We start from the raw sequence: 16,548 nt of genomic DNA on the forward strand, positions 1-16,548 counted from the left end.
TGAAAGCTGTTCGCGCGGTTCCCCGCGCCGCCCCTCGGGCGCGGGGAAATCCGCTGCGCGCCCCCTGAGGTAATAGGTATATTCGATCCATGCCCCTTACCTTCACCTTCGATCCCGTGGTCACCCCCGAACTCCGCGACGGCATCCTCGACCTGTGGGCCGACGTCACCGACGCGGGCGGGGCGGTCGGTTTCGTGCCGCCCGTGACGACGGACGAGATCCGGCCCGAACTGGTGCGGCAGCTGGTGGCGATGGCCGAGGGGCGCTCCCGGCTGCTCGTCGGGCACGACGAGGAGGGGCGGGTGGCCGCCACGGCGTTCCTCACCCTCAACACGCACCGTCTGATGACCCACTGGATCTGGCTCTACACGGTGATGGTCCACCCCCGCCACCAGGGCCGGGGGTACGGCCGTGACCTGCTCGCCGCCGCCGAGGAGGCAGCCCGCACCCTCGACGGCGTCGAGGCGATCCGGCTCACCTGCCGCGGCGGCCTCGGCCTGGAGCGCTTCTACGCCTCCTGCGGCTACAAGGAGGTCGGCCGGGTCCCGGACGCCATCCGCGTGGCCCCCGGCGACGACCGGGACGATGTCATCATGCTGCTGCCGCTCGCGTGAGGTCCGTACCCCGCTGAAAGATCGACGCCCGGCCGTGCTTCACTGGACGGACGTCCCTTTGGGGCGTTCTGACCGTACGCAGGGAAGAAGTGGATGAGATGCTCCGCTACACGCTGATGCGCCTCGGGATCTTCGCGGGCTGCCTCGTGGTCGTCTGGGGTCTCGTCTACTCCGGCCTCGCCCCGCGCGGCCTGGGTGACTCCAACGGCCTGTGGATCATCCTGCTCGCGATGCTGATCTCCGCCCCGATCAGCCTCGTCGTGCTCCGCAAGGAGCGGGACCGGGCCTCCGAGGGCATCGTGCGCCGGATGGACCGGGCCAAGGCCAAGCTGGAGGCCGACCGCAACCAGGAGGACGCGGCCGACGACTCCGCACGCGCGCAGCAGGGCCAGGCCCAGGGCCAGACCTCGTAACGTCCGTCACAGCCGCTCACGCACGTCGGCGCCCCGGAACCAGGAATCCCCTGGTGACCCGGGGCGCTTTGCGTTGTGTGGATGTGTCCGGGCCCGCGCCTGTCAAAGCAAGGCTTTGAGGATCTCAAAGCTCTGGTGTTACGGTCCTCTGGTGAAGTCAGCAGCCGTGTTCCCCACGCCCCGGAGTGTTCCGCTCGTGGCGCGCCTGCACGTGGACCTCTGCCGGGTCACCTCCGCGACCTGTCGTCACTGACGGCGGCCCTGCCGCGCCCCGAGTCCGCGCCACATTCCCCACGCGTCCCCTTACCGGAGCATCTCCGTGTCCACGAACACGCAGTCCAAGCCGTCCCTGCGCGCGCCCTTCTGGGCCCAGATACTCGCCGGCCTCGTGCTGGGCGTCCTGCTCGGCTGGCTCGCCCGCAGCCAGGACGTCTCCTGGCTGGTCACCACCCTGGAGAAGGTCGGCGGCACCTTCGTCGGCCTGCTGAAGCTCGCCGTCGCCCCGCTGGTCTTCTTCGCGATCCTGGTCTCCATCACCAACCTGCGGAAGGTCAACAACGCGGCCCGGCTGGCCTCGCGCACCCTCCTCTGGTTCATGATCACCTCGCTGATCGCGGTGGCGATCGGCCTGGTCATCGGCCTCGTCACCAACCCGGGCGCGGGCACCGGCCTCACCCCGGCCGACGGTGCGGCGCCGGAGAAGACCGGCTCCTGGATCGACTTCCTCACCGGCATCGTGCCGACCGACGTCATCACGCCGTTCACCGAACTGAACGTCCTGCAGATCGTCTTCATGGCCGCCGTCGCCGGCGTCGCCGCCCTCCAGCTCGGCGAGAAGGCCCAGCCGATCCTCACCCTGAGCGAGTCCGTCCTCGAACTCCTCCAGAAGGCCCTGTGGTGGGTCATCCGCCTCGCCCCGCTCGGCACGGTGGGCCTCATCGGCAACGCCATCGCCACCTACGGCTGGGACCTCATCGGCAAGTACGCCACCTTCACCGCCGACATCTACGTCGGCTGCCTCATCGTGCTCTTCGGTGTCTACCCGGCGCTGCTGGCGGGCGTCGCCAAGGCCAACCCCGTGCAGTTCTTCAAGGGCGCCTGGCCGGCGATCCAGCTCGCCTTCGTCTCCCGCTCGTCCGTCGGCACCATGCCGCTGACGCAGAAGGTCACCGAGCGTCTCGGCGTGCCGAAGGAGTACGCCTCCTTCGCCGTCCCGTTCGGGGCGACGACCAAGATGGACGGCTGCGCCGCCGTCTACCCGGCCATCGCCGCGATCTTCGTCGCGCAGATCTTCGGCATCCAGCTGGGCCTCGGCGACTACCTGCTGATCGCGTTCGTCTCGGTCGTGGGCTCCGCCGCCACGGCCGGCCTGACCGGCGCCACGGTCATGCTCACCCTCACCCTCTCCACCCTGGGCCTGCCCATGGAGGGCGTCGGCCTGCTGCTGGCCATCGACCCGATCGTGGACATGATCCGCACGGCGACCAACGTCGCCGGACAGGCCCTGATCCCCGTGATCGTCTCCGCCCGTGAGGGACTGCTCGACCGCACGGCGTACGGCTCCGTCCACTCCTCCCCGGTCGACGAGACCCCCGCCGGCGGCACTCCCGCCGACGAGCCGCAGCGGGTGCCCGCGGCGGCCTGACGGCCTCCCCGTCACGGACGAAGGGGCGTTTCCCGGCAACCACCGGCAGGTGACCGTTGCTGGGAGCGCCCCTTACCGCTGTCCGCGCCCTGGTGTGGAATCACGGGAACCACATCAGTCACAGGGGTGATCCGGCAGGGTCAGCACCACACGCGAAGGGGGAACCCGTGGCACGTACGCGGGCGCAGAGCCTACGCAATGTCGTCGGGGCGGTCGCCTCCGGCACCGATCCGCGGGCGGCGGCCCAGGACGAGCTGCGCCGCCGCGTCGGCGGCGGCGCGGGCTCCGGCGGTGAGCAGGGCGGACGCCAGGCGGCCGACGGCGAGGGCATGGACCCCGCCGACTTCCCGGCGGCCCGGGAACAGGACGGGAGTTCCGTCGACACCGTCATGCGGCAGAAGACGGTCCCGCTGGACGAGGCCGGGGAAGCGCTCGGCCGCAGCGAGCAGCTGCGCGAGAACGGCGAGGTGGTGCACGCCATCTGCCCCATGGTGATGCCCAGGGGCCGCTCCCTGCTGTCCATGCTGCCGGTGCTGTCGCTGCTGGTGATCGGCGTCGTGGGCACCTCGGTGGTGTCGGCGACCGGGGGAGACTCGCTCACCGACCCCCTGTTCGGCCCGCACTACTGGATCATCGCGCTCGCCGCCGTCGCGTTCGTGTGGTGGCGGCAGGGTCTGGTCATGGTTCCGGACGGCTGCCAGGCGATGATCACCCGGTTCGGCAAGCTGGAGAAGGTCGTCGGACCCGGCCGGGTCACCCTGCTGAGCCCGTGGAAGCGGGTGTCGTACATCGTCAACACCACCCGTGAGTACCCGTTCAACGCACCGGTGCGGGAGGCCCCGACCAAGGGCGGGGTGAAGGCGTCCATCGACCTGTTCATCCAGTTCCGGATCAGCGACCCGGTCGAGTTCGTCTACACCCTCGGCGCCGTGCGCGGATTCGAGGAGAAGCTCGGCAACGCCGTCAGCGAGACCATCCGCAGCCTGATCTACGAGCAGGAGGCGTCCGGCATCTACGACATGGTCGGTGAGGACAGCGGCCGCCTGCTGGAGCAGCTCAACCAGCAGTTCCGGCCCGCGGTGGAGCTGACCAACGCCAACATCACGCACGCCGAGCCCTCGGACCGGCGCTACCGGATGGACCTCGCCGCCCCCGAGATGGTGCGCGTGGCCAAGGAGGCGTACACCCACGAGTACGCGCTCCAGCTGCGCAAGGAGCAGGACGAGGGCGACCTGACCCGGGAGCTCGCCTCCAGCCAGGAGACGCTCTCCGCGATCCAGGCCGACATCGCCCAGTACCAGGCGCAGATGGACACCGCCGTGGAGCGCGAGACCAACCGCGCCGAGGCGCTGGCCCGCCAGCGCTACGTGCAGGCCGAGTCGGAGGCCAAGGCCAACGCGGCGCTGCTGGAGGCGCAGGCCCTCGACATCCGCGCGGTGACCGCGGCGCAGGCCCCGGAGATCCTCGAGTACCGCTACCAGCAGCAGGTGCTCGACACCCTGGAGCAGGTCGCCGACCACCTGCCCCGGCTGGTGCGCATCGGCGGCGTGGACGGCACCGGCGCGGCCGGCATCGACTTCCTCCAACTGGCCCGGGAGCTGATCGGCGAGCGCGGGGCCGAGCTGTTCACCGACGCGGACATGGCCGACGTACGGGGCCGGCTGGCGGAGGTGACGGAGCGGATCGCCGCCCGCGAGGAGGAGATCGGCGCGCTGCTGGCGGCCGAGCGGCCCACGGTGCCGCAGATGCCCGAGGGCGCGGCGGCGGGCGACGAGCCCGTGGCAGCCGCGGCCGCAGACCTGTCCGAGTCCGCCGAGGAGGCCCAGAGGTGAGCTCCGCCCGTTTCCACCGCCGTTCGGTCATCTCCGAGGCGGTCGCCCCCTGGAGCGACATCGCCCGGCTGCTGCGCGGCGGCGAGGCCGACACCCTCATCCCCGTGATCATCCCGCGTCACCGGCAGCGGCTGTGGTGGATGCTGCCGCTGTGGCTCGGCGCGTACGCCCTGCTGACCGGCGTGATGCTGTCGCTGAAGGAGGCCGGATCCGACGGGGCGGCCGGCGTCGCCCACGGCGCGCCGGCCGGCCTCTCCTACACGTGCGGCGCGGTGCTGCTGCTGATCGGCGCGCTGTGGTGGTGGCGCTCCTCGATCGTCGAGATCGAGCAGGGCACCCACGGCGTGCTGACCCGCTACGGCGCCGTCACCCGCACGCTCGACGCCGGCCGGCACTACCTGTGGCACCCCTGGTCGCGGGTCGACTTCGTCGTCGACACGGCCACCGAGATCCCCTACTCGGCGCCGGTCATGGCCTGCCCCACGCGGGAGAACGTGCCGCTGCGCTCGATCGAGTTCTTCCTGAAGTTCCGCATCACCGACGCGGTGCTGTTCGTCCGCACCATCGGCGCGGGCAACTTCGACCTGGTGCTGTCCAGCGCCGTACAGGACGCGATCCGGCAGCGGGCCCGGCAGATGCGCACCGAGCGCGCCTACGACCTGCGCGGCTCGGACGTGGCCGACATGCAGGAACTGCTGAACCGGCAGCTGTCCGGCTACGGCGTGCGCATCACCGGCTGCAACATCCCCGACGTGCAGCTGCCCACGCAGTACCAGCAGCACCTGGCCACCCGGGAGCGGATCGCCAAGGAGCGCCACGCCTACGAGCAGGAGTGGGGCCTGACCCGCAAGCGGCGCATCGACAGCCTCGGCATGGACATCGAACGGGCCAAGAAGGTGCGCGACGCCCGGATCGTCGAGGTGAAGGCCGCGCTGAACCGGGCCCGTGAGGAGGTCGCGCAGCTGCTGGAGAGGCAGGAGACCGAGGCCCAGCGGGTGCGGTTCGAGATCGAGACGCGCGGCCGCAGCGGACTGATCGCCGCCGAGAACGAGGCCCGCGCCCAGCGCGCCCTGGCCAAGGCCTACCGGGACAACCGGGCGGTGCTCCAGTACGAGCTGGCCCGCCGCCGCCTGGAGGTGGGCGCCGGACTCGCGGGGAAGGCCCCGCAGCCGGTGGTGGTGCGCACCGACGGCGGCACCGACACCTCGGCGCTGTCCACGCTGTTCACCGCGCAGCTGCTGCCGCGGCTGACGGCGGGCGACCGGCCGGCCCTCGGTGACCTGATGGGGCGGGCGGACGACGGCGGCCACGACCCGCGGTAGCGGCGGACCGTACTCTGTTGTCCCATGGGTGCCGTGAAGACGAAGCGGATGCCGCGTGCGGTCCGTGAACAGCAGATGCTGGACGCAGCCGTACGGACCTTCGGACAGCGGGGGTACATGGCGGCGTCGATGGACGAGATCGCCGAACTGGCGGGCGTGTCCAAGCCGTTGGTGTACCTGTACCTGAATTCCAAGGAGGACCTGTTCACCGCCTGCATCCGGCGGGAGGCGGAGGCCCTCACCGAGGCGGTCCGTGCGGGAGCCCGGCCGGAGCTGCCGGCGGACCGCCAGCTCTGGTCGGGCCTCACGGCGTTCTTCACACACACCGCCCGGCACCCCGACGGCTGGGCGGTGCTGCACCTCCAGGCGCGGACGCACGGCGAGGTGTTCGCCGCCGAGGTCGCCGCGATGCGCGCGGAGATCGTGGCGTTCGTGACGCAGCTCATCCTCGCCGCCGCCCGTGAGGCCCACCGGGACCCCGACTTCCCCGAGCGGGAGGTCTCCGGGCTCGCGGAGGCCCTGGTCGGGGCCGCCGAGTCGCTCGCCGACTGGGCCAACACCACCTCCGGCGTCACGGCCCGGCAGTCGGCGGCCACCCTGATGAACTTCGCCTGGGCGGGGCTCGGCGACCTGATGGCGGGCCGCCACTGGTCCCCGCCCGAGGACGGCGACGCCCCCGACGCTCAGGCCGGGCGGACCTCGCCGGTGAGGTGAACGCGGTCGCCGGAGCCGCGCAGCTCGAAGCGTCCGTCCCGCGCCGCGTACGTCACCGTGCCCGGCAGCGGCACGGGCTTCCTGAAGTCCGCGCGGACCTCGGCAGCGTCCGGGGTGCCGTGCGCGGCGAGGCAGCGGGCGACGGTCCACATGCCGTGCGCGATGGCGCGGGGGAAGCCGAAGAGGCGGGCGGTGAACGGGTACAGGTGGATGGGGTTGCGGTCGCCGGACGCGGCTCCGTAGCGCCGGCCGAGGTCACCGGGCAGCCGCCACTCGGCGAGCGCGGGAAGATCCGGGCGGTCCTCCCGCGTCTCCCCGGGGACGCCCGGACCACCGCGGTGCCGGCCGGAGACCCGGTGCCGGGCCAGATAGGTGCTCCGTGACTCCCACACGGCCTCCCCGCCGGACCGCAGCGCGGTGACCACGGCGGCCTCCGTGCCGCGCCGGTGCGGGGCCAGGCCGTCGACGTGCACCGTCAGGTCGTAGGCGCCGGCGGTCGGTGTCGCGCGGTGCCGGGTGATCCGTATCGACGTGTGGACGAGGCCCAGCAGCGGCAGCGGGAAGTCCCGTGCGCTCATCAGCCGCATGGCGAGCGGGAAGCCCAGCACGTGCGGGTACGTCACCGGCAGCGTGTGCGCGCCGGTGGGGAAGCCGCACACCCGCTCGTAGGCGGCGAGCCGGCCGGGGTCGACGCGCAGGCCGGGCAGGACGAGCCGGGTGCGGGGGTGGCCGGCGTCGGGGCGCGGCCGTTTGAGGGGTGACAGCAGGGCGCCCCGGGTGAGGAGCGGCGCGAGGGCGGGGGGCCCGGAGAGTTCGAGGGTGGGCGGGGTCGTCATGGAGGGCTCACGCCCCCAGCAGGCTCTGGCCGCAGACCCGTACGACCTGTCCGTTCACCGCGCCGGAGGCGGGGTGGGCGAGCCAGGCGGTGGTCTCGGCGACGTCGCAGGGGAGTCCGCCCTGGGCGAGGGAGTTCATCCGGCGTCCCGCCTCACGGATGAACAGCGGGACGGCGGCCGTCATCCTCGTCTCGATGAAGCCCGGCGCCACCGCGTTCACCGTCACGCCGTGCCCGGCGAGCGCGCGCGGGGCGAGGGAGCGGACCAGGCCGGTGATCCCGGCCTTGGACGCCCCGTAGTTGGTCTGTCCGGCGTTCCCGGCGATCCCCGCGATGGAGGCCGTCGCCACGATCCGCCCGCCGCGCTTCACGGCGCCGGCGGCGAGCAGCGCGTCGGTCGTGCGCAGCACGCTCGCCAGGTTCACCTCCAGCACCGAACTCCAGCGCTCGGCGGGCATGTTGACCAGGCGGCGGTCACGGGTGACGCCCGCGTTGTGGACGAGCACGTCGAGGCCGTCGGGGAGGGCCCCGGCGATCCGGTCGCCCGCGTCGGCGGCGGTGATGTCGAGGGGGAGGGCGATGCCGTCCAGCCGTTCGGCGACGCGGCGGGCGTCCTGTTCCGCCTGCGGCACGTCGAGGACGACCACCTTGGCGCCGTCCCGGGCCAGGGTCTCGGCGACCGCCTCGCCGATGCCGCGCGCGGCGCCGGTGACCAGGGCGGTGCGGCCGGCGAGGGGGCGGTCGGCGTCGTGCGGGGCGGCGGGCTCGCGCGCGCCGGTCTCGATGACCTGGCCGCTGACGTAGGCCGACTTGGGGGAGAGCAGGAAACGCAGGGTGGACTCGGCGGCGTCGGCGTCGGTGAGGCGGACCAGGTTCACGGTCCTGCCCCCGCCGGTCTCCTTGCCGAGGGAACGGGTGAAGCCCTCCAACGCCTGCTGGGCGGCGGCCTGATGGTGGTCGTCGGGGTCGAGCGGGGCGCCGAGCACCACGATCCTGCCGCTCGCGGCGACCGACCGCAGGACGGGGCGGAGCGCCGCGTGCACCTCGGCGAGCCCTTCGACGTCGCGCACCCCGCTCGCGTCCAGGACCACCGCGGCGGGCCGTCCGGTGGCGTCGTCGGGGTCGAGCCCGGTGCGGGCGAGCACGGGGGCGAGGGCGAGGTCGGACTTCCCGGCCGTGAGGTGGAGCAGGCCGCCGTCCAGGGACGGCCGGTCGGCCGACCAGCGGCGCAGCGGCGCGGGCTGGGGGAGGCCCAGGCGGCGCGTCAGGAAGCGGCCGGGCGGGGTGCCCGTGAAGCTCAGGTAGCGGTCGGCCATGGGGGACTCCTCCGTGCGTGCGGTCCTTGCCCTGCTTGCTCCCAGCGGCCTTACTCTGGAGTAAGGTTACCGGAGGTAATCCTATGTCACCGGTGAGGAGCAGGTCGAGATGAGCACCCTGAAGCCGGCCGCCGTCCGGCGCGTCGCGGTCATCGGCGGCAGCCGTGTCCCCTTCGCCCGGTCCGACGGCCCCTACGCCACCGCCTCCAACCAGGAGATGCTCACCGCCGCGCTCGACGGCCTGGTCGAGCGGTACGCACTGCGGGCGCCCGGCGCGGTGGGGGAGGTGGTCGCCGGGGCGGTCCTCAAGCACAGCCGTGACTTCAACCTCGCCCGGGAGACCGTCCTCGGCTCCCGGCTCGACGCCCGCACCCCCGCCTACGACATCCAGCAGGCCTGCGGCACCGGCCTCCAGGCGGTCGTCGCCGCCGTCAACAAGATCGCCCTCGGCCAGACCGAGGCCGCGATCGCGGGCGGCGCCGACACCACGAGCGACGCACCTCTCGGCGTCAACGACGACCTGCGCAAGGTGCTGCTGGAGGCGCGGCGGGCGAAGTCCCCCGGCGCCCGGCTCAAGGCGCTGGCGAAGGTGCGACCCCGGCACCTCGTCCCCGACATCCCGCGCAACGCCGAGCCGCGCACCGGCCTGTCCATGGGCGAGCACGCGGCGGTCACCGCCCGCGCCTGGGGCATCACCCGCGAGGCCCAGGACGAACTGGCGGCGGCCAGCCACCAGCGGCTGGCCGCGGCGTACGAACGCGGCCTCATGAAGGACCTGGTGGTGCCGTTCCGGGGCCTGGACCGCGACCAGAACCTGCGCCCCGGCTCCACGGTGGAGAAACTCGCCTCGCTCAAGCCCGTGTTCGGCCTCGACCGGCCCGACCCGACCATGACGGCGGGCAATTCGACCCCGCTCACCGACGGCTCCGCCCTCGTCCTGCTGGCGAGCGAGGAGTGGGCCGAGGAACGGGGCGTGGAACCGCTCGCCTACCTCACCGCCCACGAGACGGCCGCCGTGGACTTCGTGCACGGGGACGTCGCCGACGGCGAGGACGGCCTGCTGATGGCGCCCGCGTACGCGGTCCCGCGCATGCTGGAGCGGGCCGGGCTCGGCCTGGCGGACTTCGACCTGATCGAGGTGCACGAGGCGTTCGCCTCCCAGGTGCTGGCCACGCTCGCGGCCTGGGAGAAGCGGGGCCTGGCGCCCGTCGACCGCGCCCGCCTGAACGTGGCCGGCTCCTCCCTGGCCACCGGCCACCCCTTCGCCGCCACGGGCGCCCGCATCGTGGCGACGCTGGCCGCCCTCCTCGCCGAACGGAACGCCCCCGGCCGGGGCCTCATCTCCGTCTGCGCGGCCGGCGGGCAGGGGGTGACGGCGATCCTGGAACGCCCGTGAGCCCGCTCGGGGCGCGCGGGGGACGAACGTGAGTGCCCCTCACACAACCCCCGACACTGCACAGCCCCGGCTCCGTACCACCGCCGTACCCGCACAGACTCCCCACGTCACCGCCGTACGATCCCGGCACCGACCGGTGCCGCCCCCTCGCCGGAAGCCACCGATGAGCGCCTCGGCGTGCGAGGCACGTATGTCGTGGCACCGAGCCGCCGCACCGCACGCCCCAGGAGCCGCCCGTGTCACCCGCGCATTCCTCCACCGCTCTCGACGACGACGTCTACGGAGCGCCCGTCCTGGTCGAGCCGGAGATCCGGCGGCTGGACGGAGTCGTGCGGGAGGCGTCCATGGCGCCGTTCGCCAAGCCGGTGCGGCACGGATCGCTCGCCGACCTGCCCTTCGACAACGCGAGCACGGCACCGGACGCGGTGGTCCTCAGCCGGAAAGCGGCCGACGGCGGCTGGCGGGACGTGACGGCGAAGGGATTCGCCGCCGAGGTCCTGGCGGTCGCCAAGGGCCTGATCGCCGAAGGGCTGGCGCCGGGGGACCGGATCGCCGTCATGGCCCGCACCGTCTACGAGTGGACGGTCCTCGACTTCGCCGCCTGGGCGGCCGGACTGGTCACCGTCCCCGTCTACCCCACCTCGTCCGTCTTCCAGGCCCGCTGGATCCTGCACGACTCCGGCGCGGTCGCGCTGATCACCGAGACCGCCGGCCAGGCCGCCGCCATCGGCCCCGAACTCCCGCACCTGCCAGACCTGCGACGGGTGTGGACCATGGAGAAGGGGCACGTCGACGCCCTGGCGGAAGCGGGCACCCACCTCCCCGACGCCGAGGTCGAGGTGCGCCGGGGCATGCTGGTCCCCGACACCCTCGCCACCCTCGTCTACACCTCGGGCACGACCGGCCGCCCCAAGGGCTGCGCCCTCACCCACGGCAACTTCTTCGCCGAGGTGGACAACGCCATCGAGCTGCTCTACCCCATCTTCAAGGCCCGGACCGGCGAAGAGGCCTCCGTGCTGCTCTTCCTGCCCCTGTCGCACGTCTTCGGCCGCATGGTCGCCGTCGCCTGCGTGCGCGCCCGGGTCCGGCTCGGCCACGCGCCGAGCCTGGCCGCCGAGGACCTGCTGCCGGACCTGGCGAGCTTCCGGCCGACCTGTCTGCTGACCATCCCGTACATGCTGGAGAAGGTCTTCAACTCCGCCCGTGCGAAGGCCGAGTCGGGCGGACGGGCCGCGACCTTCGACCGCGCGGCGTCGGTGGCCCGCCGCTACGGGGAGGCCGTCGAGGAGAGGCAGACCGGGGCCGGCCCCGGCCCGTCCCGCGCCCTGAAGGCGGCCCGTGCCCTCTACGACCCGCTGGTCTACCGCAGGATCCGCAACGCCATGGGCGGCAGGGTCCGGTACGCCATCTGCGGCGGCTCCCCGCTCGGCCGCCGCCTCGGCGCCTTCTACGCCGGCGCCGGGATCGAGATCTTCGAGGGGTACGGCCTGACGGAGACCACCGGCGCCTCGACGGTGACGCCCCCGCTCAAGCCCCGTCTGGGCACCGTGGGCTGGCCGCTGCCCGGCACGCGGATCCGCATCGCGGCCGACGGCGAGATCCTGCTCGGCGGCGAGCACGTGCTGCGCGGCTACTGGGACCCCCAGGCGGGCGGGGTCGTCCCGGCCGCGCCCGACGGCTGGCTCCCCACCGGCGACATCGGTGAACTGGACGACGAGGGCTACCTCACCATCACCGGCCGCAAGAAGGAACTGATCATCACCGCGGGCGGCAAGAGCGTCGCCCCCGCCCCGCTGGAGAACTGGCTCCGTTCCCACCCCCTGATCTCCCAGGTCATGGTGCTCGGCGAGGACCGCCCGTACGTGTCCGCCCTGGTCACCCTCGACGCCGCCGGCGTCGCCCACTGGCGCCGGATGAACGGCAGGCACCCGGTCCCGCCGGAACTCGTCGCCGACGACGAGGAGCTGCTGGCGGTCGTCCAGCGCGCCGTCGACGAGGCCAACAAGATGCTCTCCCGCCCGGAGTCCATCCGCCGCTTCACCGTCCTCCCGGTGGACTTCACCGAGGAGGCGGGCCATCTGACCCCGTCGATGAAGCTGCGCCGGGAGGCGATCCTGCGGGACTTCGCGCAGGAGGTGGAGGGGCTGTACCTGTAGGTCAGCGCGGTGTGCGGGCGATGAGGAAGGCGTGCGGGGGCGTCTCGCCGTGATCGGTGCCGGCCGCGCGGACCGAACGCTGGACGAGGGTGTAGCCGGCCGCTTCCAGGAGTGCGGCGACCCGCTCCGGGCGCATGCGCCGGAAGTCGAGGGCGACCTGGTGGCCGAAGGCGCTCTCGTAGCGGCGCGGTTCGTCACCGGCCTGGAAGGCGAGCAGGAGGTGGCCGCCGGGGGTCAGCACGCGGCGGAACTCGGCGTAGAGGGCGGGCAGCTCCTTCTCCGGGGTGTGGATGGTGGAGTAGGAGGAGACGACGCCGTCGGGGAGGTCCAGGCGCTGCATCGCGCCCTGCTCGAAGCGCAGGCCGGGGTTCTCGCGGCGGGCGATCGCGAGCATGGACTCCGACAGGTCGAGGCCGAAGACGGACAGGCCGAGGGAGGCCAGGTGGGCGGTCACCCGCCCGGGGCCGCGGCCCAGGTCGGCCACCCGGCCTCCGGTGCCGACCAGCTCGGCGAAACAGGCCATGAGCGCGCGGTCCAGGGGCAGGCGGCCGAGGACGTCACGGAACGCGACGGCGTAGTCCTCGGCGACGGCGTCGTAGAAGGTGCGGGTCGCGACGGTGTGGTGGGCGTCGGTGGGTGTCATGGGCGGGGACCCTGTCCGCCGCCACTGACAGCCCCGGCCGGTCCGAGGCCGCGCCGCCTCGCGGGGGGTGTTCCGCCCGCGGTCGCGGGTGCGCGGCGACCGGGTGAACGACACGCCGGCGGTGCCGCCGGACGGACACGGCGGGCCGACGTGCCCGAGCGGGTCCGGGCGCACAGCGGGCCGGGACATGGGGCCGGACGGGTGACGCGCTGGGTGACGCGGGGCCGGTCGGGCGGAAAGGCAGGAGCCCCGTCGCCTGATGGCGCGGGGCTCCTTGGGTACTGCTAGTCGTTCCCGGATCGGAGGATCAGACCGGGGTGACGTTCTCCGCCTGCGGGCCCTTCGGACCCTGCGTGACGTCGAAGGACACCTGCTGGTTCTCCTCGAGAGAGCGGAAGCCGCTCGCGTTGATCGCGGAGTAGTGGACGAAGACGTCGGGGCCGCCGCCTTCCTGGGCGATGAAACCAAAGCCCTTTTCGGCGTTGAACCACTTCACGGTTCCGGTAGCCATAAGCCCTCCTTGGGCTCAAAGGGTTGCCCTGCTCCAGAACCAGCAAGTGTGAAGACCAATTCCGCACAACTGCATCCGTCTGAGAACGACGAGAGCCCGCGGTCACATGCTCCGCAGGCTCTGTACTGCAAGGGAAACCAAACTGCAACTTGCGATGAGCCTAGCACGCGGGGGGCCCGATGCAATAGAGGTCAAGATCACGTCACCCGAATGTCCGCAGGCCCCGCCCGTCACACCCGTGAAGATCGTTCAAAGGTGAACAAGGGGGTGAAGGGTCTCCCGGTCCGGGTGAGGGCTAGCCTCGCGATGTGGACAATCCTCGCACCCGGCCGCGCGTCGGCCACATCCAGTTCCTGAACTGCCTGCCCCTGTACTGGGGGCTGGCGAGAACGGGCACGCTCCTCGACTTCGAGCTGACGAAGGACACCCCCGAGAAGCTCAGCGAGAAGCTGGTGCAGGGCGACCTCGACATCGGGCCCATCACCCTGGTCGAGTACCTCAAGCACGCGGACCGCCTCGTCGCCTTCCCCGACATCGCCGTGGGCTGCGACGGCCCGGTGATGTCCTGCGTGATCGTCTCGCAGGTCCCCCTGGACCGGCTGGACGGCGCCCGGGTCGCCCTCGGGTCGACCTCCCGCACCTCCGTGCGCCTCGCCCAGCTCCTCCTCGCCGAGCGGTACGGCGTCCAGCCCGACTACTACACCTGCCCGCCCGACCTGAGCCTGATGATGCAGGAGGCCGAGGCGGCCGTCCTCATCGGGGACGCGGCCCTGCGCGCCAACATGGTCGACGGCCCCCGCTACGGCCTGGACGTGCACGACCTGGGCGCGCTGTGGAAGGAGTGGACGGGCCTGCCGTTCGTCTTCGCGATCTGGGCGGCCCGGCGCGACTACGCCGAGCGCGAGCCGGTCATCACCCGCAAGGTGCACGAGGCGTTCCTCACCTCCCGCAACGTCTCCCTGGAGGAGGTCGACAAGGTCGCCGAGCAGGCCGCCCGCTGGGAGGCCTTCGACGAGCGCACCCTGGCCCAGTACTTCACCACCCTCGACTTCAGCTTCGGCACCCCGCAGCTGGAGGCGGTCGCGGAGTTCGCCCGCCGGGTGGGGCCGACGACGGGTTTCCCCGCGGACGTCGAGGTGGACCTCCTGCGGCCGTGAGACCGGGGCGCGGCCCACTACCCTGCTGGAAGGTTCCGGCATCCGGGCGTGACGGGGGAGGGGTGGCGCCATGCGGCCGCTCGATGTGGACGAACCCACGGTCGTGGGTCCCTACCGGCTGCTCGGCCGGCTCGGCTCCGGCGGCATGGGGCGCGTCTACCTGGGCCGCAGCGCCGGTGGCCGCACCGTCGCGGTGAAGATCGTGCACCCGCACTTCGCGCTGGACGAGGAGTTCCGGGCCCTCCCCCACGCTCGACTGCGCTCGCGCGGGGGGACCCCCATCGCCGTGAGGTCGACGCCGCCCGCCGGGTCGGCGGCGCCTGGACGGCCTCCGTCCTCGACGCCGACCCCGAGGCCCGCGTCCCGTGGGTCGCCACCGCCTACGCGGCCGGCCCCTCGCTCGCGGCCGCCGTCACCGACGCCGGCCCGCTGCCCGCCCACTCCGTACGGACCCTGGGCGCCGGTCTGGCCGAGGCGCTGGCGGCCGTGCACCAGCTGGGCCTGGTGCACCGGGACGTGAAGCCGTCCAACGTGCTCCTCACCCTCGACGGCCCGCTGCTGATCGACTTCGGCATCACCCGCGCCATGGACGGCACCGCCTCGCTGACCTCCACCGGCGTCTCGATCGGCTCCCCCGGCTACATGTCCCCCGAGCAGATCCTCGGCAAGGGCGTCACGGGCGCGGCGGACGTCTTCTCGCTCGGCGCGGTCCTCGCGTACGCGGCGACCGGCAGGCCGCCCTTCCCCGGCGACTCCTCGGCGGCCCTGCTCTACAAGGTCGTCCACGAGCCGCCGGAGCTGGGCGGGCTGGACGGTGCCTTACGCGACGTCACCGAGGCCTGCCTGAACAAGGATCCGTCGGCGCGGCCGGCCCCCGCCGAGGTGGCCCGGCGGCTCGCTCCGGAGGGCGGCGCGGCGCGTCTGGTGGCGGGCGGCTGGCTGCCGGGGCCGCTGGTGGAACAGGTCAGCCGGGCCGCGGTGCGGCTGCTGAACCTGGAGGCAGAGGGGGAGGGACCGGCCTCCGGGCCGGTGGGGTTCAGCAGGCCGTCGGTGAGCGGGTCCCCGGGCGCGGGGGTCACGGGGCCGGCGAGCGGGGTCTTCGGGCCGCCGCCGGTGATGCCGGAGCGCGAGGAGCCCGGCGGGGCCGTGCTCCCGGAACCGCGCGACGCGCCCGACGGCCCGGCCGGCGGCACCGACGCGAACCCGTACGTGACCGCCCGCCCGGCGGCCCGGCCCGCCGGCGAGGGCGAGGGCCCGGACGGCCACCGCCCCGGCAAGCTCTCCGTCTCGGTGGCGGCCACGGCCTCGCCCGGTGCCGGCGGCAGGGGCCGGCGGGTGAGCTGCACGGTCGCCCTCGCCGTTGCGGGCGCGCTGGCCGCCGTGACCGTCACCACCGTGGTCGTCCAGGACTGGCTGCCGGGCCGGTCCCCCAGCGGCAGCGCGGACGCGGAGGGCAGCGCCGGTCCCCAGGCGCCGGCCGTCACCGTCCCCGCCGGCCACCTCGGCACCTGGGAGGGGCAGGCCACCTCCCGCGACACCGTCTCCCTTCCGCTCGGCACCTTCCGGGTGACGCTCCACCAGGCCACGGTGGGAGAGAAGGTGGGCACCCTGCGGCACACGGACCTCTTCGGCGGCACCTGCGACGACGTCCTCACCCTGAAGCAGGTGACGGGCAAACGGCTCGTCACCACCTCCGTCGGGGCGAAGGACAACCGCGGCGTGTGCGACCAGGAGTCCCACACGGTCCTTCTCACCCGGGTCGGCGACGACCTCGTGTACGAGTCGGACAGCAGGCCCTCCGGGCGTCCGGAGGCCCGGTTGTCGAAGATCGGTTAGCCGCCCCCCCGGGGCCGTCCCGGGGGCAGGTCCCGGAACCTTCCGCGGATCTGCACAGGTTTCGCGCGCCGCCGCTCCCGGCCGCCCCGGGGAGGGTGCGAAAGGGCCGGTGGGAGGCCGGTCCGCGTGAAGATGCGGGGCCGGGCGGTGACCGTCGT

15 protein-coding genes are annotated in these 16,548 nt (G+C 73.2%); 11 read left to right on the forward strand and 4 right to left on the reverse strand.

What is annotated here, in order from left to right:
- The first annotated feature begins 89 nt into the window (after positions 1 to 89).
- From IE172_RS17945 to IE172_RS17970, 7 genes are all read left to right on the forward strand, one after another.
- The gene (locus IE172_RS17945; protein ID WP_190098259.1) at positions 90 to 614 is read left to right on the forward strand and encodes a GNAT family N-acetyltransferase; all 525 of its coding nucleotides are present in this window, start codon (positions 90 to 92) and stop codon (positions 612 to 614) included.
- A gap of 98 nt (positions 615 to 712) precedes the next feature.
- A complete protein-coding gene (locus IE172_RS17950; protein WP_190098260.1) occupies positions 713 to 1,027 on the forward strand; it encodes a DUF4229 domain-containing protein in 315 nt (104 codons plus the stop codon).
- Positions 1,028 to 1,193: 166 nt separating this feature from the next.
- A complete protein-coding gene (locus IE172_RS35350; RefSeq protein WP_355929949.1) occupies positions 1,194 to 1,280 on the forward strand; it encodes a putative leader peptide in 87 nt (28 codons plus the stop codon).
- A gap of 60 nt (positions 1,281 to 1,340) precedes the next feature.
- Entirely contained in the window at positions 1,341 to 2,672 is a 1,332-nt protein-coding gene (locus IE172_RS17955; RefSeq protein WP_190098462.1) for a dicarboxylate/amino acid:cation symporter, read from the forward strand.
- 167 nt (positions 2,673 to 2,839) lie between these two features.
- The gene (locus IE172_RS17960; RefSeq protein WP_190098261.1) at positions 2,840 to 4,504 is read left to right on the forward strand and encodes an SPFH domain-containing protein; all 1,665 of its coding nucleotides are present in this window, start codon (positions 2,840 to 2,842) and stop codon (positions 4,502 to 4,504) included.
- Positions 4,501 to 5,826, forward strand: coding sequence for an SPFH domain-containing protein (locus tag IE172_RS17965; protein ID WP_190098262.1), 1,326 nt, complete (start codon positions 4,501 to 4,503; stop codon positions 5,824 to 5,826). Before IE172_RS17960 ends, IE172_RS17965 begins: the two co-directional genes overlap by 4 nt.
- A gap of 24 nt (positions 5,827 to 5,850) precedes the next feature.
- Positions 5,851 to 6,540 carry a TetR/AcrR family transcriptional regulator gene (locus IE172_RS17970; protein ID WP_190098263.1) on the forward strand — a complete coding sequence of 230 codons (690 nt, stop codon included), beginning with the start codon at positions 5,851 to 5,853 and terminating at the stop codon, positions 6,538 to 6,540.
- Here IE172_RS17970 and IE172_RS17975 read toward each other — a convergent pair.
- Together IE172_RS17975 and IE172_RS17980 are read right to left on the reverse strand one after the other, a co-directional pair.
- Complete coding sequence (locus IE172_RS17975) at positions 6,510 to 7,376, reverse strand: MaoC family dehydratase (RefSeq protein WP_190098264.1); 867 nt, start codon at positions 7,374 to 7,376, stop codon at positions 6,510 to 6,512. The two genes, IE172_RS17970 and IE172_RS17975, sit on opposite strands and share 31 nt — an antisense overlap.
- Before the next feature lie 7 nt (positions 7,377 to 7,383).
- Positions 7,384 to 8,691: a 3-oxoacyl-ACP reductase gene (locus IE172_RS17980; protein ID WP_190098265.1), complete on the reverse strand. Its 1,308-nt coding sequence runs from the start codon at positions 8,689 to 8,691 to the stop codon at positions 7,384 to 7,386.
- 109 nt (positions 8,692 to 8,800) lie between these two features.
- Between IE172_RS17980 and IE172_RS17985 the strand changes: the two genes are divergently transcribed.
- Positions 8,801 to 10,087, forward strand: coding sequence for an acetyl-CoA C-acetyltransferase (locus tag IE172_RS17985; protein ID WP_190098266.1), 1,287 nt, complete (start codon positions 8,801 to 8,803; stop codon positions 10,085 to 10,087).
- A gap of 236 nt (positions 10,088 to 10,323) precedes the next feature.
- Entirely contained in the window at positions 10,324 to 12,243 is a 1,920-nt protein-coding gene (locus IE172_RS17990; RefSeq protein WP_190098267.1) for an AMP-dependent synthetase/ligase, read from the forward strand.
- A 1-nt stretch (position 12,244) separates the two neighbouring features.
- On the opposite strand, the gene IE172_RS17995 is transcribed toward IE172_RS17990, so the two are convergent.
- Both IE172_RS17995 and IE172_RS18000 read right to left on the reverse strand, forming a co-directional pair.
- Positions 12,245 to 12,886, reverse strand: a complete 642-nt coding sequence (locus IE172_RS17995) for a class I SAM-dependent methyltransferase (protein ID WP_190098268.1) — start codon at positions 12,884 to 12,886, stop codon at positions 12,245 to 12,247.
- A 307-nt stretch (positions 12,887 to 13,193) separates the two neighbouring features.
- Positions 13,194 to 13,397 (reverse strand): cold-shock protein, encoded by a 204-nt coding sequence (locus IE172_RS18000; RefSeq protein ID WP_003992177.1) that lies wholly within the window; start codon positions 13,395 to 13,397, stop codon positions 13,194 to 13,196.
- A 308-nt stretch (positions 13,398 to 13,705) separates the two neighbouring features.
- Between IE172_RS18000 and IE172_RS18005 the strand changes: the two genes are divergently transcribed.
- On the forward strand, positions 13,706 to 14,554 hold the full coding sequence (locus IE172_RS18005; RefSeq protein WP_190098269.1) for a menaquinone biosynthetic enzyme MqnA/MqnD family protein: 849 nt from the start codon (positions 13,706 to 13,708) through the stop codon (positions 14,552 to 14,554).
- 48 nt (positions 14,555 to 14,602) lie between these two features.
- Positions 14,603 to 16,390 (forward strand): protein kinase domain-containing protein, encoded by a 1,788-nt coding sequence (locus IE172_RS18010; protein WP_368858551.1) that lies wholly within the window; start codon positions 14,603 to 14,605, stop codon positions 16,388 to 16,390.
- The last annotated feature ends 158 nt before the right edge of the window (positions 16,391 to 16,548 follow it).

Source organism: Streptomyces griseoflavus, assembly GCF_014649995.1.
Classification (GTDB): Bacteria; Actinomycetota; Actinomycetes; order Streptomycetales; family Streptomycetaceae; genus Streptomyces; species Streptomyces griseoflavus.